Annotated in this window: 16 protein-coding genes and 1 pseudogene; 14 read left to right on the forward strand and 3 right to left on the reverse strand. The window is 39.7% G+C overall.

The features are described 5' to 3' along the window. The first annotated feature begins 10 nt into the window (after positions 1 to 10). The 7 genes from HMPREF2867_RS08125 to HMPREF2867_RS08155 all read left to right on the forward strand — a co-directional run bounded on the left by HMPREF2867_RS08125 (position 11) and on the right by HMPREF2867_RS08155 (position 5,655). Positions 11 to 748, forward strand: a complete 738-nt coding sequence (locus HMPREF2867_RS08125) for a YhfC family glutamic-type intramembrane protease (RefSeq protein WP_070576997.1) — start codon at positions 11 to 13, stop codon at positions 746 to 748. After that, entirely contained in the window at positions 735 to 1,010 is a 276-nt protein-coding gene (locus tag HMPREF2867_RS08130; protein WP_002891308.1) for an autorepressor SdpR family transcription factor, read from the forward strand. The genes HMPREF2867_RS08125 and HMPREF2867_RS08130 overlap by 14 nt, the downstream gene beginning before the upstream one ends. Then, a complete protein-coding gene (locus HMPREF2867_RS08135; protein WP_070576999.1) occupies positions 1,000 to 1,587 on the forward strand; it encodes a DUF1648 domain-containing protein in 588 nt (195 codons plus the stop codon). The genes HMPREF2867_RS08130 and HMPREF2867_RS08135 overlap by 11 nt, the downstream gene beginning before the upstream one ends. 213 nt (positions 1,588 to 1,800) lie before the next feature. Beyond that, positions 1,801 to 2,127 (forward strand): bacteriocin immunity family protein, encoded by a 327-nt coding sequence (locus HMPREF2867_RS08140; protein ID WP_070577001.1) that lies wholly within the window; start codon positions 1,801 to 1,803, stop codon positions 2,125 to 2,127. A gap of 171 nt (positions 2,128 to 2,298) precedes the next feature. After that, positions 2,299 to 4,314, forward strand: a complete 2,016-nt coding sequence (locus tag HMPREF2867_RS08145) for a M13 family metallopeptidase (RefSeq protein WP_070577003.1) — start codon at positions 2,299 to 2,301, stop codon at positions 4,312 to 4,314. Between the two features lie 133 nt (positions 4,315 to 4,447). After that, positions 4,448 to 4,771, forward strand: a complete 324-nt coding sequence (locus HMPREF2867_RS08150; RefSeq protein WP_080978413.1) for a hypothetical protein — start codon at positions 4,448 to 4,450, stop codon at positions 4,769 to 4,771. A 50-nt stretch (positions 4,772 to 4,821) separates the two neighbouring features. After that, positions 4,822 to 5,655: a metallophosphoesterase family protein gene (locus HMPREF2867_RS08155; RefSeq protein WP_070577005.1), complete on the forward strand. Its 834-nt coding sequence runs from the start codon at positions 4,822 to 4,824 to the stop codon at positions 5,653 to 5,655. A gap of 140 nt (positions 5,656 to 5,795) precedes the next feature. Here the strand turns inward: HMPREF2867_RS08155 and HMPREF2867_RS08160 are convergent, their stop codons facing one another. Both HMPREF2867_RS08160 and HMPREF2867_RS08165 read right to left on the reverse strand, forming a co-directional pair. Further along, positions 5,796 to 9,302: a glucosyl transferase gene (locus HMPREF2867_RS08160; RefSeq protein ID WP_070577007.1), complete on the reverse strand. Its 3,507-nt coding sequence runs from the start codon at positions 9,300 to 9,302 to the stop codon at positions 5,796 to 5,798. Between the two features lie 367 nt (positions 9,303 to 9,669). Next, positions 9,670 to 10,935: a threonine/serine exporter family protein gene (locus HMPREF2867_RS08165; RefSeq protein WP_002891300.1), complete on the reverse strand. Its 1,266-nt coding sequence runs from the start codon at positions 10,933 to 10,935 to the stop codon at positions 9,670 to 9,672. A gap of 327 nt (positions 10,936 to 11,262) precedes the next feature. Between HMPREF2867_RS08165 and dhaK the strand changes: the two genes are divergently transcribed. The 4 genes from dhaK to HMPREF2867_RS08185 are packed head-to-tail and all read left to right on the forward strand — an operon-like array spanning position 11,263 to position 14,235. Then, positions 11,263 to 12,252, forward strand: coding sequence for a dihydroxyacetone kinase subunit DhaK (dhaK, locus tag HMPREF2867_RS08170; RefSeq protein ID WP_070577008.1), 990 nt, complete (start codon positions 11,263 to 11,265; stop codon positions 12,250 to 12,252). Positions 12,253 to 12,283: 31 nt separating this feature from the next. Then, complete coding sequence (gene dhaL / locus HMPREF2867_RS08175; protein WP_070577010.1) at positions 12,284 to 12,859, forward strand: dihydroxyacetone kinase subunit DhaL; 576 nt, start codon at positions 12,284 to 12,286, stop codon at positions 12,857 to 12,859. Positions 12,860 to 12,862: 3 nt separating this feature from the next. Next, complete coding sequence (dhaM, locus tag HMPREF2867_RS08180; protein ID WP_014634742.1) at positions 12,863 to 13,237, forward strand: dihydroxyacetone kinase phosphoryl donor subunit DhaM; 375 nt, start codon at positions 12,863 to 12,865, stop codon at positions 13,235 to 13,237. 14 nt (positions 13,238 to 13,251) lie between these two features. Beyond that, the gene (locus HMPREF2867_RS08185; RefSeq protein ID WP_070577012.1) at positions 13,252 to 14,235 is read left to right on the forward strand and encodes a Gfo/Idh/MocA family protein; all 984 of its coding nucleotides are present in this window, start codon (positions 13,252 to 13,254) and stop codon (positions 14,233 to 14,235) included. A 57-nt stretch (positions 14,236 to 14,292) separates the two neighbouring features. On the opposite strand, the pseudogene HMPREF2867_RS08190 reads toward HMPREF2867_RS08185, so the two are convergent. Beyond that, positions 14,293 to 15,485, reverse strand: a pseudogene (locus tag HMPREF2867_RS08190) (ferric reductase-like transmembrane domain-containing protein). Positions 15,486 to 15,936: 451 nt separating this feature from the next. Here HMPREF2867_RS08190 and HMPREF2867_RS08195 point away from each other — a divergent pair. From HMPREF2867_RS08195 to HMPREF2867_RS08205, 3 genes are read left to right on the forward strand one after another with little or no spacing between them, the layout of a single operon-like run. Then, a complete protein-coding gene (locus HMPREF2867_RS08195) occupies positions 15,937 to 16,251 on the forward strand; it encodes a YdcP family protein (protein WP_000420682.1) in 315 nt (104 codons plus the stop codon). 15 nt (positions 16,252 to 16,266) lie between these two features. Then, positions 16,267 to 16,653: a YdcP family protein gene (locus HMPREF2867_RS08200; RefSeq protein ID WP_000985015.1), complete on the forward strand. Its 387-nt coding sequence runs from the start codon at positions 16,267 to 16,269 to the stop codon at positions 16,651 to 16,653. A 28-nt stretch (positions 16,654 to 16,681) separates the two neighbouring features. Then, positions 16,682 to 18,067 (forward strand): FtsK/SpoIIIE domain-containing protein, encoded by a 1,386-nt coding sequence (locus tag HMPREF2867_RS08205; protein ID WP_000813488.1) that lies wholly within the window; start codon positions 16,682 to 16,684, stop codon positions 18,065 to 18,067. Positions 18,068 to 18,152 lie beyond the last annotated feature (85 nt).

Raw genomic sequence — 18,152 nt, forward strand, 5'->3', positions numbered from 1 at the left:
GATAAATCAAATGGAAACATTCCTTTTTATGACAATTCTTGCCATGTTAGTTATCGCTATCATAAGTTTTATCATTCTGAAGAAAAAATGGCAATTTTCAATCAAGCTCTTTTTAGTAGGTCTGATTGGTTTTGCCTTACCTGTCATGATGATTGAAGGACCTATCAATGCTGTGGTTTTTTCTGGCTTTGTCCACTCTTCTAAATGGTTCACCATTATTTATGGAGGACTTATGGCTGGCCTTGTCGAAGAAACAACACGTTATGTGGTGTTTAAGGTCCTTGCTAAGAAAAGAAGTTTGATGACATCTGATATTGTTGCTTACGGTTTTGGACATGGACTTAGTGAATTTATTTTGCTTGGAGTGATGGGGTTACTCACTTACATCATTGTTTTACAGGCCATCCATTCAGGTCAGACCAGTCAATTGCCGCCACTTCTTGTGAGTCAGGTCAACCAACTAACTGGATTTGCAGTTGTTATGTCTCTCTTTGAAAGACTAGTTGCTTTGGTACTACAAGTCTTGCTTACAGCTTGGGATTTTCTAGCAGTCACTAAGCATAAGCTTTCATTCTATTTTGGGGCGATATTACTTCATGCTACCATCGATTTTTTGGCAGGTGCTTATCAACAAGGGATAGTCAGAAATATCTTATTAATCGAAGTCATGTTAGCTATTTATGTGCTAGGTGTCGGACTTGTGACACGCCAAATTTGGAAAAAGGAGGAAACTCATGGGCTTATCTGAAACCTTAAAAGCCATCTCTGCCCCCGTGAGGAGAGAAATTTTAGACTATCTAAAGTCTGGGCCCAAGTCTGCAGGTGAAATCAGCCAGCAGTTTGACTTGGCTCCCGCAACAGTTTCTCATCATTTGTCTACCTTGAGAAAAGCAGGACTTATTGAAGAAGAAAAGCAGAAGAATTTTATTTACTATAGTTTGAACTTGACCGTTTTTGAAGAAATTTTAACGTGGATTCAGTCACTTGGAGGAAAAGAAGATGAAAAATAATATGCAAAGAGTTATTGGTAATATTGTGATACTCACACCGGTTATTGTCGGACTAGTATTTTACAATCAACTCCCAAATCGGGTGGCTATCCACTTTAATGTGGAAGAACAAGCCAATGGTTTTATGAATCGCAATCTAGCAATAGTTGTCCTTCCTTTTATTGCTCTTGCCATTTATAATCTCTTATTTTCATATTTTAAACAAATAACCATTTCATTCTTAAAAGAGTTTATGTTATGGCTTATTCCGATTTCTGCAGTTATCATTCAAGGTCTCTTATTGACTGTTGCCATGGGCGGACATGTCCAAGTTCGATTGACTGTCATTTGGTTAGTGGCACTCATTTTTCTAGTAATCGGAAATTATCTTCCTAAAAGTATTGGTCTAGCTACTAAAAATCACAGTGAGAGCAGTAACTCAGTAGCGAGAAAGTTAGGTTATCTAATGGTTGCAATGAGTCTTGCCTTGTTAATCAGTCTATGCTTTAACCCCTATACTACAATTATTATTTTAGGTATTTTTGTAGTTCTCATCTGGAGTGTCTTGTTACCCAATTTTCGCAGTTTAAGAAAGTAATCGTCTGATTACTTTTTTTGTACGTCTGTGTCATAGATTGGACCATATATGGCAGAAGGATATTTTTAGTCTTGAATTTGATATGCTAGATGTGTATAATGATGTCACAGCGAACTATTAAAAGAGGTCGTTGCTCATGACAACACAAACAATTACCCAATTTAATTCACTTGCTCGACCTAATCTTGCTACAGGTTATAGGAGGTAATCTAGATGACAAAAAGCAATAACACGCAAATTACGGATATCTTAAACAATATCTATAATCTGATTGTAAATCCAGAAACAACTGAAAAAGAGAGAAAGTTGCTCGTAACGTTTAAAAATGAAATCGAAGTTGGAAAGAAGGATAATGATGAACTTCTTGCAGAATTATGCAGAGCTATTCAAGTTCTAGCAGTCAGCAATCTTTCTAAAGGCAAATCACTGAGTTCTGGAGTAAGTGACTTGAGTAAGACGCTCACAGAATTCCAAGAAAAATCAGAGCGTAACATTAATCTAGCAAGAGGATTAGCATCAATCTGCTTGTCATTTAGATGATCTTTTATGTTTTTTATCTTGAGTGTCATGATATTTAATTTTAGCAGTGTAAGAAAATACATAGAAGTAATCGACTGATTACTTCTTTTTGTCTCCCAAAAACATCTTGCTAAAACCAGTGTTCTAATGATATAATACAAGTGTATTAATCTAATTTTCTAAGGAGTATCTATGAAAAAGCGTAAGAAAATTATTCTTGGTTCCATAACGGGAGCTTTGGCCTTGGCTCTTGCTGGAGGCGGTTTTTGGGCCTATAAAACCTTTGTCCCACAAGAGACACCGATTGACAAGAATGCTACGGTAGCCTCAAATTTTTACCAAGCTGTTAACAAGGACTGGCTGCTAAAAACCAAAATTCCTGCTGATTCTCCAAGCATTGATAATTTTTATACTTTAGATGAAGATATCAAAGGAAAGCTAAAGAAGGATATCAAAAATTTAGGGGAGGGCAAGGAAACGTCAGATATTACAGGGATGTCTGAGTTTATCACTTTCTACAAGGCTGCTAGTGATTACAAGCAGCGTGAGAAGGATGGCCTTGAACCTCTCAAACCTTATCTAAAAGAAATTGAGGATATCAAGGATCTGAATGATTTGGCCAGTAAATCTGCTAGCTTGACTGATAAAGGGATTCCTCTTCCATTTGGTTATGACGTAGGAACTAACGCAGAGAATACCAGCCAAAAACAAATCCAATTGAGTCCTCCAAGTATTTTATTGCCAGATGTGTCTATTTATAAAGACGAGGCCAGCAAGAAACAATATTTGACTCCAATCGAGACAGCCACGCAAAAAGCCTTGGAAATGCTTGGATATAGTGAAAAAAATAGTAAACGCATTGTCAAAGAAGCACTGGAGTTCGACGAAATAATTGCTAAGTACAGTCTCAGTAATGAAGAGATGTCTGAGAGTAAGAATTTGGTTCATCCTAAAACGGCAGAAGAGATTAATGCCTACTCTGGTTCCTTCAAATTATATGATGTCATCAAAGGCATTATGGGACGTGATTTAGAAACCATCAATGTCCCTAATACCAAGTATTTTGAGAATTATAGTAAGGTCGTTAATCAGGACAATTTTTCTAAAATCAAATCATGGATGTTGGTGCAAGAAGCTATGGCAGCGTCAAATTCTCTGACAGAAGATTATCGCTTGAATTTTGAATCGATTAGCATGGCTATTATGGGCACACAGAAGCCAGTTTCTAAGGAAGATTCGGTTTACGAGATGAGTGTCCATCTGTTTAGTGATGTCATGAGTGTCTATTATGGACGTAAATACTTTGGTGAGGAAGCAAAGACTGATGTGACAGGCATGATTGATAGAATCAAAAATGTCTATCGTGGCCGTCTCCAAAAGAATAATTGGTTGACGGAAGGCACACGCAACAAGGCTATCGAAAAGTTGGATAAAATGAAGGTTTTCGTAGGTTATCAGGAAGATGTCGATCCTGGTACTAAGGAACTACATCTTGACCCAAACAAGTCCTTCTTTGAACTGTCAGAAGACATTGCCCAGTTCGGAAAACGTTATACCATTGATCATTTTGATGAGCCTATTGATAAGAATAAATGGTCTGGATCAGCTTTTGATATCAATGCCTATTACAACCCAGAAAGCAATAGTATCAACTTCCCGGCTGGTATTTTGCAAGCGCCGTTTTATGACAAGAACCAAAGTACTGAAAAGAACTATGGTGGTATCGGTGTCGTGATTGGACATGAAATTACCCATGCCTTTGACTCCAATGGTGCCGACTATGATGAGAACGGCGACATGCACAATTGGTGGACAAAAGCTGATAGCAAAGCTTTTGACAAGAGAATCAAAGCCTTTGAAGACCAGTGGAATGGTTTGGAAATTTACGGGACTAAGGTAAATGGAAAACTCACAGTCACTGAGAATGTCGCAGATGCTGGCGGTCTCTCATCCACACTACAAGTTCTCAAAACAGATATGACAAAACCTAACCTCAAGGATTACTTTGAGAACTACGCAGATATCTGGAAACAAAAGGCCAGCCTACAGTACAATAAATATACCATGGTACAAGACGTCCACGCACCAAATGAGTTGCGTGTAAACCAACAACTTAAAAACCTTCCTGAGTTTTATGAGGCCTACCCTCAGATTAAGGAAGGAGACGCCATGTATCTAGCACCAAGCAAACGCATTAGTTTGTGGTAAGATGTGTTGATATTTTGTAAATCAACAAGAAGAGAATTTGGAATGGAAACATCCCAGGTTCTCTTTTTATGTTGTCACTTTGGAGAATCATTTTCTAGTGTTATAATGTTGCTATTAAGGAAAGGATTCAAGAATGATGCATAAAAGGAATCTGATAGAAGATAATAAAAGAGGTGAGAATCAGAGCTTTCTCTACTTCCTACACGAGGAGAAAAAATTTGACGTAAAAGCACTTGATGATTTGTGTCACTACATCATAGAACTGGATACAATCAGTCTCGAGGAGCTGAGAGATATCCATTATATTGAAAATCAAATACTACGCCATCTCGTGTATCATTTTGATGATAATGATCTAAGTAAGATTTCAAATCTCCCTTTTGAGTATTGGGAGTATATAGAGCCCTTTGAACGTTTGGTGGCATGTTTGTATGAGGGTGATGGTGAGGAAGAATAGTTGTTCTTATATTAGTTTTAACTTAGTAGACCATCAGTAAAGGAGTATAGATGAAACATCGTATTGCAATTTTGTCAGATATTCATGGGAATACAACAGCTCTTGAAGCAGTTATTAAGGATGCACAAGAGTTGGGTGCAACAGAATATTGGTTAATGGGGGATATTATATTACCTGGACCAGGAAGAAATGAACTCTTTGAGCTTCTGTCTTCTATCCCGATAACAGCTACCGTTCGAGGAAATTGGGATGATTGTGTTTTGGAGGCTTTAGATGGGGAATATGGTCTGGAGAATCCACAAGAAGTTCAGCTCTTGCGACTTACCCAGTACTTGATGGAAGAATTGGATACTGAATATGTTGATTGGATACGTTCTCTGCCTCTGGTTTTGAAGAAGGAAATCAATGGGATTCGTTTTTCTTTGACGCATCACTTACCGGAGAAGAACTACGGAGGTGAGTTACGTCCAGCTAATGATACCAGTCATTTTGATCAGTTATTAGATGATCAAACAGATATGGCGATTTACGGTCATGTGCATAAGCAATTGCTTCGTTATGGTAGTAAGGGGCAACAGATTCTTAATCCTGGTACGATTGGGATGCCCTATTTTGATTGGTCACCCCTGCAAAATCATAGGGCTCAGTATGCCATAATCGATGTCGAAGAAGATGGTGTTACTAATCTCCAATTTCGAAAGATTGCCTATGCTTATGAAGCAGAGTTGCAGTTAGCCAAAGACAAACAGTTGCCTTATATCGAGCTTTATCAAGAATTACGAAGAAATGACAATTATCCAGGCCATAATAAAAACTTGCTCGAGCGTTTAAATCAACAGTATGGCTATGCTAAAGATGTCAAGAAATATTTTGACTTGAAGTAGATTGATGATAGAGATTTTGCCGGTAGCCTTACTAGGTTTTAGACAAAAAGAAAACACCAGAAAAAATGATTTCTGGTGTTTTTGAATACATTTTGGCAAAAATGAGGTATTTTTAAATGCTTACAGTTGTTAGTTTGATATTAATCCTTTTTCTCTGTAGCTACGCCATTTTCGTCAATAATATAGGTTTTTCCATCTTTTTCAAGCGTAGTGTTAGTGGTAATTGGAGAACCTTTTGAGTATGGACTAACTGATATCGGCATTTCAAAATGATAAAGTTTACCATCAAACTCTGCCCATTCGCCACTAAAAGGAGTAGTCATATAAATTTCAGGGTTGAAATAATAAAGCCTATTATCTTCTAACCGAATGACACCTGTTTTTACAACTCCATTTTCATCAGAGATACAGAAACCATTCCAAGAGGTCGAGGTGTCTGTAGCTGTATTCCTTAGAAGTCGTCCTTTAGGGCCCAAAAGATAGGTCTTTTCATTGATAGTTTTTAGATATGTTCGGTCTTCAGCTCCCCATGGTGGGCTAATATAGTAGGTTTCATTATTGTGATTAACCCACCCGAACTGTAGATGACCGTCCTTATCAGCATAATAGTATTTGTAGTTGCCGTCAATATCATTAGCAAGCATACTACCGTCTTTTTTGAAGAAATAATCGAAACCACCTATCTTGTATGTATCATTTCGAACTTGGTAGCCATCTTCTTTAAAATAAACACGTTTACCGTCAATAGTTGCCCAACCAAATATCTGGCTTCCATCCTCGCCAAAATAAGTATATTTTTTAGAAAAGTAATCGCCTGTTTCATGGAATTTATTTACGAACATAGCACCAGTATCGTTATCGAAGAAATAGTACTTTCCATCAAGCAGAAGTCGTTTTCCTTTGGCTTGTTTTCCAGTTGGATCAAAGTAGTATTTTTGATGATTAATAATTTGAAGTCCAGTGGCTAACTGTCCGTTTTCTTTAATATAAGCCCAATCACCATCTTTATCTTGAATAAATTGTCCAGGTTTGTTCATCGTTACATAACCATTTTGGTCAATGATATAACGAATACCATTAAGTTCAAGTGTTCGGTTAGTCCACATAGCTCCGCTGTCTCTATCGAAATAATGTGTTTGACCGTCAATTTCGACAAGTCTTCCCTTAGCTTGTTTGCCCTCTTTATCAAAGTATAGAGTGACATTATCTATTGAATGGAGTCCGGTGACAGCTTTTCCCTCGTTATCAAAGTAGTACCAATTCCATGCATCATCGTGTTCGAAACGATTTGTTAGTTTAGTTTCGGTCGCTACTCCTTTATCATCAATGAGGTAGGCTTTTTTATTGTAAACTAAGGTCTTGGAAACTGTGAGAGGGGAAGTTTCGGAAAGCGAACTTGTTCTATTGAAAGCATAGAATTTATTGTCACTTTGAATTACAGTTTCTTCAATTTTAGTTAAATCTGTGTTTTCTGGAAGTAGATGTCCGATGTAAAAATCATTGTTTTCATCAAGATAGTATAGATTACTATAATTATCACCAATAATACGTTTAATCTTATCGGTCTTTGTTCGTACTCCGTGGTCAATAATGTCTACTTCTTCCCTGACGGTATCGGTATAACTTCTTCCACCATTCTTGTAAGTTCTGTTTATGCTAGGCTCTAAGTGGTATAGCTTACCATCAATCGTTTTCCAAGTAGGTGTTGTAACTGTAAACATTTTGGGGATATTGCTATTATCAAAATATCTATTATTTTCAAAATAATAGAGTTTACCATTATTTGCAGTGCTAACACCAGTAAGTAAAACCCCATCCTTATCTGTACCTACGATGCCAGAGTAGACTGCATCATAATCCAGTTCCTGACGTTTGAGTAAAGGTCCGAGATAGTTTTTTAGAAGTTTGCCTTCAAAATAGTAATAGTCCTTGCCACCTTTTTTGACTATATCAGTGACTGGTGAACCAGAATTTGAAAAATAGTAGTCATCACCATTAATATGATGTTCTCCGGTTAGTACTTGGCCAAATTTATTGGAGCGATAGCTAGTATTTAAAGTTCCAACAAAGACACGTAATGACTGAATATAAAAGGCATCTTTTACCAATTTTCCATGATTATCAAAGAGGTAGTTTTGTCCTTTGAAGATAGTAAGATCATTTTCAACTCGACCATTATAATCAAAATAATAAAGTTGATCGCCAACTCGATGCCATCCATAGTAACGTCGACCATCAGAACCATAATATTCGTTATACGTTTTAGCAAATGGTTCCTGTCTTCTGATTTCAATAGACCAAGTATGCCAATAGTTGGTTTTTACAGCACCTGAATAGTGACTAAAATAGTAATGGGAGCCGTCAATGATTCTTTCCCCATTTTTCGCTTGACGACCTTCTTTGTCAAAGTAAAGAGTTACTCCATCTACATTTTGCCATCCTTTTAGTTTCTCTCCTGTTGCGGTGTAATAGTACCAGTTGCCTGAGGAATCTTCTTGGAAATGGCCACCAGAAACAAGTGGACGTTGAGGAAGTTTCTGTTCAGTTTCAATCAAAAGTCCATTAGCTTCTGCGTGGTAAGTTTTTCCATTGATAGTAATGTCGGTATTTATGACCTTATGACCACTATCCTTATCGAAGTAATAGGGTTCGATACCTATTGTAACGATTTCACCCTTAGCCTGAACACCGTCTGGGTAGAAATACATATCGAAGCCATCTATAGACTGTTCGCCTGTGACAAGTTTTCCTTCTTTATCGCTATAGTACCAGTTTCCATCGTCATCTGACCAAAAACGGTCACGAACCATTTGGCCACTATCTTTTTGAAAATAATAGGAATTTCCATCTAGGACGACAAAGGCATCTTTAGCTTGGACACCATTAGGGTAAAAGTAGAGTGGTATATTGTCAATAACTTGTTTACCTATAAGTGCTTTCCCATCTTGGCCTAAGTAGTACCAATTTCCATTCTTATCAGATGCAAAAGCATTGCGAGTAAGTTGTCCGCTATCTTTCTCAAAGTGATATGTTGCTCCGTTAACTTGACGGGTGTCTCCTTTGACTTGCTTCCCATCGGCATCAAAGTAGACCGTAACATTATCAATATTTTGCATACCAGTAAGTGCTTTCTCGTCCTTAATGTAGTACCAATTGCCCTGACTATCACTAGTGTAATGACCTCCAGATATCACGGGACTTTCTTCTACTTTATGAGCAGTATTTGTTTCAGAATCTGGTGTTCCAGAGCTTACTACTTCACTGCCAGTAACAGTAGAGACTTCCGAACGAAGAGCTTGTTGAGAGTTAATTTCAGAAGTACTTGTTTCTGTAACAGTTGCTTCAGTGGTACTTAGATCAGATTCAGTAGAAGTAGTTTCAGTGATGTTTTCTCTTGTATTGGGGGCGTCGAAAGATTTGTTTTCTTCTGGTTTAGTAATGACTTCATTAGTTGACGAGCTTATGACATCAATTGCGCTTTCTTGGATGTTGCTTTCAACAGTTAGTTCTGAGATGGGGGGAGTCTGTTCAGCTGCGTTCACATAGCCCAAGCTTGCAAAACTAAGCCCTAGAGCTAGACCGGTTACTGCAATGGTTACCCATTGTTTTTTTACTTTGTGAAGTATAAAATATACTTTCTTTTCCATGATAATGGTCCTTTCATTAAATTAAACAATAGTAGTAAGGATAAAGTTAACTTATGAGTGGAGTTAAAGTAGTATTACAGAATTCTTGCTTACATATTAAGTTTATCACCGAATTCTAATAAAATCAAAGAATTATGTAAACGGTTTCGTCTTTTATAGAAATCTCTTTCCAACTCTTTTCTAAACAAAACTGATAGTATATGAATGATAAACTTTCATTAAAGAGAGTTAATGATGTATTTGCTTTAAGTTAGCAGCGGATAGATCCTTGAGTAGGGTATTTTTGATATTCATAATATGCTATCCACTGATTTTAGAACGCCACCAAAAAAGCCACTGGTATACAAAACCAATGGCTTTCAACAATTTATTTCTTCTTCCCTAGTACAAAATAGCGGCTAGGGATTTGTTGTGTCAAACTGACGGCGATGGCGATGGTAAAGGAGGCCAGGAAACAAGCTCGTAGGAAGCTGAGGCCTAGGTCTGCATTTCCGATTAAGAGGAAGTAGACCGCACGGTAGAAGCTCATCCCTGGGATGAGTGGGAACATGCTTGAGGCTAGGAAGACTGTAGCTGGACATCTACGGTAGTGAGCCAAAAAGCGTGAGGTGATAGTGACTAATAGGGCAGGGAAGAGGATGGCTAAGACCTCGTGATGGGTATTGTTCCAAATCAAGAGGTAGAGGAGCCATGAGCCCGCTCCTAGGGTTCCGAGGTCCAAGAAGTATTTCTTAGGCACTCGGTAAAGCACGGAGAAGGCTGCTGTCCCTAGTCCTGCCATGAAGGTCTGAATCAAGACCCCCAGCCATGAGGTTGACGGTGTTGAGAATATGCCTGATAACTGTTCCGCAAAGGGGAGGATGGAAATCATGGCAAGAACACCGACAGAGATAGATAGACAAGTGGAGACCCCTGACAACATCAGGGCCAGACCGCTATAGTAGTTGTTCTGGGTGAATTCTCGAATGGCATTTACAAAGTAAGCCCCAGGAATCAAAATCATCAAGGTGCCCAGAATAATCACGCTACGATGTTGCCCGATACCCAAATAATAGAGAATGTTAGCTGATAAAGCGGCAATGGCACTAGAAAGGATAATCTGCAAGAAACTGGTATGAATAAAACGGGAAAAGAGTTGCATGCCAATCCCTACAAAAACTCCCGATATAGCCGCAGCAGTTCCATCAATCCAGCTACTTCCAAGGGCTAGTGAGAAGCTCCCTGCACCAATGACACAGGCTATAATATCCTCTAAAGGACGATAGAAAGTCTTCTGCTCAATGGTTTTCAGCTTTTGGAAAATGCTAGATACAGGCTGATTTGGCTGTTCTGCCAGTTCTCGAGACAGGCGGTTTACTTCCTCTAGTTTACCTAGATGGATAGACGGGACTGAGGTAGCTAGGACACGAGACTCTTTAAGACCTGAGCGGTTGAGTCCAGAAATCATGACTCCTCGATTGACCACATAAGTGGAGAAGTCTCTGATACCAAGAGACTTGGCCATGTGTCCCATGGTGTCCTCGATACGGTAAATCTCAGCACCGCTCTCCATAAGGACACGGCCTGCCTGAAGGACGGCATCCATTTCATTTTTGGTTTCTATTTCTGTCTCTCTTGGAAAATCGATGGTCATTTGAACCTCCTTAGCGCTTAATTCGTCATTCCATTATAAGGCTTGAATGGTGGTTTTTCAATAGCTTTGACGACTAAAATAGGACTTTCTATGAGATTTTTCTTCTACTTAATGATAGGGGGCAGGAAAATGGGGGGGCTTGCCTTTTGCCTTGCTATTGGTAGAGGCAAATGCTACAATTAAATTATAAAATGTATGCGTTTACATAATTTTACGCCACCTTTCTCAAAAAGCGTTTAAGTCCTTTATTTATAGGGGTCTTAGCAATTAAAGAAGGGAACAAATGTAAGTGCAAATAGATGATACCTTTGAAAAGGAGACAATTCCATGAAAAAAATTATCAATAAACCTGAAAATGTTGTGACAGAGATGCTAGATGGTTTGGCTTATGTTCACAGTGATTTGGTGCATCGTGTTGACGGCTTTGACATCATCGCAAGAAATGAGCAGGCTGCTGGTCAGGTCGGTCTCATTTCTGGTGGTGGAAGTGGTCATGAGCCAGCTCACGCTGGTTTTGTAGGTGATGGTATGCTTTCAGCAGCCATCGCAGGTGCAGTATTTACGTCACCAACGCCTGATCAAATTTTGGAAGCTATCAAGGAAGCAGATCAAGGGGCTGGTGTCTTCATGGTTGTTAAAAATTATTCTGGGGACATCATGAATTTTGAGATGGCTCAAGAATTGGCTGAAATGGAAGGTATCGAGGTTGCCAGTGTCGTTGTGGACGACGATATTGCTGTGGAAAATAGCCTCTATACTCAAGGTCGTCGTGGGGTTGCAGGTACCATTTTCGTGCATAAGATCCTAGGTCATGCGGCTCGCGAAGGTAAGTCTCTGGCTGAAATCAAAGACTTGGCTGACAAGATTGTTCCTAATATCCTCACTATTGGTTTGGCCCTTAGCGGTGCGACAGTTCCTGAGGTCGGCAAGCCTGGTTTTGTCCTAGAAGAGGATGAAATAGAGTACGGTATTGGTATCCATGGTGAACCAGGCTATCGCAAGGAGTCTATGCAACCTTCTCGACAGTTAGCTGAAGAATTGACAGGGAAGCTCCTTGAAGCCTTTGAGGCTAAGTTAGGTGAACGCTATGCCCTTCTCATCAATGGTATGGGTGCGACACCTCTCATGGAGCAGTATGTCTTTGCTAATGATGTAGCAAGCATTCTTGGAGATGCCGGACTAGATGTGACATATAAAAAGTTAGGTAATTACATGACATCTATTGATATGGCAGGCCTCTCATTGACTCTCATGAAGATTGAAGATGAGGCTTGGCTTGAGGCTTTGGAGAGTCCAGTTAAGACTATTGCTTGGTAGTCTGACGTGAGAACTAGAAATTAGGTATATTATGGATAAAACAGTTGCAGTAAAATGGATGCAAGACTTTGACCAAAAAGTTGAAGCAGAAAAAGACCACTTGTCTGAATTAGACGGTCCTATTGGAGATGGTGATCATGGTGCTAACTTGGCGCGTGGTATGGCGGCAGCCATTGAGGCTATTAAGAGCACGGAACCACAAAGTGCAGCAGAAGTGTTTAAGGCAGTCTCAATGGCCTTGATTAGCAAGGTTGGTGGTGCCTCAGGTCCGCTCTATGGGTCTGCCTTTATGGGCATGATGAAGGCTGAACAAGCTGGACAGGATTTGGCAGGAGTGCTTGAGGCAGGTCTCGAGATGATTAAAAAACGTGGTCATGCACAAGCTGGTGAAAAGACTATGGTGGATGTTTGGCATCCGGTTGTTGAAGCTGTCAAACAAGGTCAACTAACCAATGATGTCATTGACCAAGCTGTTCTTTCAACCAAGGAAGTTGCAGCTACCAAGGGGCGTGCCTCCTATGTAGGAGAGCGTTCTATAGGTCACATTGATCCAGGTTCGTATTCGTCTGGCTTACTCTTCAAAGCCTTACTAGAAGCGGAGGAATAGGACATGCCAGAACTTGGAATTGTGATTGTATCCCACTCTGCTGATATCGCTAAAGGTTTGGTGAGTCTGATTCGTGAAGTTGCACCAGATATTCCTTTAACGGCCACAGGCGGTCTGGAAGATGGTGGACTGGGATCTAGTTTTGACCATGTTCAAGTAGCAGTGGATAGTCAACCTGCTAAACGTCTCTTGGCCTTTTATGATCTGGGCAGTGCTCGCATGAATTTGGAGATGGTTGAAGAATTTTCAGACAAGGAAATCCTTATTCAACAGGTCCCTCTCATTGAGGGGGCCTATGCGGCATCAGCCTTGCTTCAGGCAGGAGCGAGTGAGGTTGAAATCTTATCTCAGATAAATGAATTAACCATTCAAAAATAGAATAAAGGAAAACTATGACAAATCAAATTAAGTATAAATGGGCTACTCTTGGGACGGGTGTTATTGCCAATGAGTTGGCACAGGCTTTAGAGGCTCTAGGTGGTAAACTCTATTCCGTTGCAAATCGTACCTATGATAAGGGAGTGGCCTTTGCTGAGACATATGGTGTTGAAAAGGTTTATCAAGAGATTGATGAAGTGTTTAAAGATCCTGAAGTGGATATTATCTACATTTCAACGCCTCACAATACGCATATCAATTTTCTTCGCAAGGCACTCGCAGCAGGTAAACACGTCCTCTGTGAAAAATCTATCACCTTAAATAGTGAGGAATTGGCAGAAGCTATCCAGCTCGCCGAAGAAAATCATGTCAAACTGGCAGAAGCCATGACTATTTTCCATATGCCTATCTATCGAAAACTATCTGAAATCGTGGAAAGTGGTAAGCTAGGGCCTCTCAAGGTCATCCAGATGAACTTCGGTTCTTACAAAGAATATGACATAACCAACCGCTTTTTCAATCGTAATCTAGCTGGTGGTGCCCTACTTGATATCGGTGTCTATGCCCTATCCTTCGTGCGTTGGTTTATGACCTCACAACCGACAGAGATGGTTTCACAGGTCAAATTAGCTCCGACTGGCGTTGATGAGCAAGCGGGTATTCTCCTTACCAATGCAGAAGGGGAAATGGCAACGGTGACATTGAGTCTTCATGCCAAACAACCTAAACGTGGCACTATCTCTTATGACAAGGGCTATATCGAACTTTACGAGTACCCACGTGGGCAAAAGGCAGTCATCACCTATACAGAAGATGGCTCACAAGAAGTCATCGAGGCCGGAGAAACCGCCAAAGCCCTCCAGTATGAGGTCCTAGACATGGAAGCAGCTGTTGCAGGCGAGGATGATCATACCTACCTCAATTACAGCCGAGATGTCATGGAACTCATGACTCAACTCCGCAAAGATTGGGGCTTGGTCTACCCAGAAGAAGAATAGCAGTTTTCCAAACAGACGACAAAAGGCTCAGCAAGGCTGAGTCTTTTTAATCTTATCTTATTTAAAACTGAAGCCCTCATAAACGAGCTCAGCCTTTGGATTGTTTGCGGTAAAGGTTTTAGCAAATGCTTCCATCATTTTTACTGGACCACACATAAAGACAGTTGTGTCATCAGTGAGAGGATAGTCAGTGAAGTCTAGATAACCATCCACTTGACTATTGACAGTGTGAAGTTTGAAATTTCTATTTTTTGCAGCATATGCAGTTAACATCTCCAGATAGACAGCGTTCTGCTCACCTGTATAGGCTAGTAGAAGTCGACATCCCTATCAAGGACAGGATTTTCACGGATATAGGAAATGAAAGGGGTTATGCCGATACCACCTGCAATCCAAACTTGCTTGTCACGACCTTGATTTAGCAACATGTGACCATAGGCACGGTCGATTGCTACAGGACTTCCGACTCTGAGCTTCTTGTAGATTTGTTTGGTATGATCACCTGAGGCCTTAACGGTAAAGTAGATAATATTACCATGTCCACCTGAGATAGAGAAAGGGTGGGGTGATTTTTCAAAACTAGCTTGAAGGATCTTAATAAAGGCAAATTGACCAAACTGATAATCCATTGGACGTGTCAGTTTAATGGCTATTTCGGTTGTGTCATGGTTAATACGTTCCAAGCCTACAATCTTCCCACGATTTTTAAAACCAATAATTTGGTAGAGGAAGATGATATAAAATCCTGAGCTTAAACCAAGAATAGCGAAGACCCCCACTACCAAGGATAAGAGACTTAGCTTAGTCAATACTTGTCCTAAAATTAAGTAGACGTGGGAGAGACCAAAAATATAAGCTAAGTAAACCAAACGATGAAGCCAACGCCAAGTTTCATATTTGAGATGTTTACCAAGAAAGGCCAGAACCACAATAGCTAAGAAAGTATAAATGCCAAGGTTTCCTAGCTGACCAGCTAGACGAGAACCCCATAGACTCCCCATACCGATGTTGTGGAAGACTAGAAGAACAATTGATAAGATGGCAAGAAACTTGTGGACAGCGTACATGCTCTCAATCCCGTTAAAGAGTTTTTCTAAAACTCGTGATCGTGTTGCCAACATAAAAGTCCATGATAAGGTTGTTAAAGCTAGACCAGGAGCGACGAAGTTTGTCATGCCTGTTGCTAGCCAAGCATAGACCGTCAGACCCAGACTTGCAATTAGTAGGAGAATTCCTTTATATGATTTCATGTAACCTTCTTTCTATATTGAAATATTACTAATTAGTTGTAAGTGATATTGTTACAATGTAGCTTATACAAAACTGTTTGTCAAAAATAGCCTATAAAAATTTTATTTTTATATGAAAAATAGCATAAAAATCTAGTTATCCGCATAAAAACTGGACTTATCACACTTTATCAAGGTCAAAACCACTCAATTTACTACTAATTTACTACTTATGAATGAGCTTTGATACGACGATTTATCCTTGAAAAGTGAAGATATAAAGATACTTCCAATAAAATTTGAATATTTAATAGGTAGACACTTCAAAAAATGAGGTGTCTATTTTTTTACCCGATTTTGAAAGGAAGTGAACTTATGAAAACAAAAAATCAAGAATCAAAAGGTCGTTCCCCACTCTTTAAGACCATCAAACATTCATTCAGCCAATAAAAAAGAAAGGATAGGTAAAAATATGGAACTTAAATTTGTGATTCCCAACATGGAAAAAACATTCGGCAATTTAGAATTTGCTGGCGAGGATAAAGTCGTTCAGCGAAGAATCAACGGACGGCTAACTGTCTTATCAAGAAGCTATAATCTCTATTCTGATGTTCAAAGAGCAGATGATATTGTGGTGGTGCTTCCTGCTGAAGCTGGCGAAAAACATTTCGGCTTTGAGGAACGTGTGAAGTTAGTCAATCCACGTATTACCGCAGAGGGCTACAAAATCGGCACTCGTGGTTTTACAAATTACCTTTTACATGCTGACGACATGATAAAAGAATAAAGAAAGAGTGGAAAAATGATGAGATTAGCAAATGGCATTGTATTAGATAAAGACACGACTTTTGGAGAATTGAAATTCTCTGCTCTACGTCGTGAAGTGAGAATCCAAAATGAAGACGGGTCGGTTTCAGATGAAATCAAGGAACGTACCTATGACTTAAAATCCAAAGGACAAGGACGCATGATTCAAGTAAGTATTCCTGCCAGCGTGCCTTTGAAAGAGTTTGATTATAACGCACGGGTGGAACTTATCAATCCCATTGCGGACACCGTTGCTACTGCCACCTATCAAGGAGCAGATGTTGACTGGTATATCAAGGCAGACGATATTGTGCTGACAAAGGATTCTAGTTCATTCAAAGCTCAACCACAAGCAAAGAAAGAACCGACACAAGACAAATAGTCGCTAGGTAGAAAGGAGACTTTTTCGCATGAAACAGCGTGGTAAAAGGATTCGCCCATCTGGTAAAGATTTAGTCTTTCATTTTACGATAGCGTCACTCCTGCCTGTTTTCCTGCTGGTTGTCGGACTGTTTCATGTGAAGACAATCCAGCAGATCAACTGGCAGGATTTTAACCTATCACAAGCAGATAAGATTGACATTCCCTATTTAATTATCAGTTTCAGTGTCGCAATTCTTATCTGCTTGCTGGTAGCGTTTGTATTCAAACGGGTTCGCTATGATACGGTTAAACAACTTTACCACCGTCAAAAACTGGCAAAGATGATACTTGAAAACAAGTGGTATGAATCTGAACAGGTCAAAACAGAGGGTTTCTTTAAAGATAGTGCTGGTCGTACAAAGGAAAAGATAACCTACTTCCCTAAAATGTATTATCGACTTAAAAATGGCTTGATACAGATACGGGTGGAAATCACGCTGGGAAAATATCAAGACCAACTCTTACACTTGGAAAAGAAATTAGAGAGTGGCTTGTACTGTGAGCTGACGGATAAAGAGTTAAAGGATTCCTATGTGGAATATACTTTGCTCTATGACACCATAGCCAGTCGTATTTCTATTGATGAAGTAGAAGCTAAAGATGGTAAACTTCGCTTAATGAAAAACGTATGGTGGGAATATGATAAGCTCCCTCATATGTTGATTGCTGGTGGTACAGGTGGCGGTAAAACTTACTTTATACTGACACTGATTGAAGCCTTGCTTCATACAGATTCAAAACTGTATATTCTTGACCCGAAAAATGCTGATCTTGCGGACTTAGGTTCTGTGATGGCAAATGTCTACTATAGAAAAGAAGACTTGCTTTCTTGCATTGAAACATTCTATGAAGAAATGATGAAACGTAGTGAGGAAATGAAGCAGATGAAGAACTATAAGACTGGCAAAAATTATGCTTACTTAGGTCTCCCGGCACACTTCTTAATCTTTGATGAATACGTCGCTTTCATGGAAATGCTGGGAACAAAAGAAAACACCGCAGTTATGAATAAGCTGAAACAGATTGTCATGTTAGGTCGTCAAGCTGGCTTCTTTCTAATACTGGCTTGTCAACGTCCAGACGCAAAATATTTAGGCGACGGAATCCGTGATCAGTTTAATTTCAGAGTGGCTTTAGGTCGTATGTCTGAAATGGGCTATGGCATGATGTTTGGCAGTGATGTACAAAAGGATTTCTTCTTAAAGCGAATCAAAGGTCGTGGCTATGTTGATGTAGGAACAAGTGTCATATCAGAGTTTTATACTCCCCTTGTACCAAAAGGATATGATTTCTTGGAGGAAATTAAAAAGTTATCCAACAGCAGACAGTCCACGCAGGCGACGTGCGAAGCGGAAGTCGCAGGTGTGGACTGATCTTGCTGGCTGGTGTGGCAATAGCCACGCCAGCACTTAACCCCCCGTATCTAATGAACTGCACCCCAAAAGTTAGACAGAAAAA

Source organism: Streptococcus sp. HMSC064H09 (genome assembly GCF_001812625.1).
Taxonomy (GTDB): Bacteria; Bacillota; Bacilli; order Lactobacillales; family Streptococcaceae; genus Streptococcus.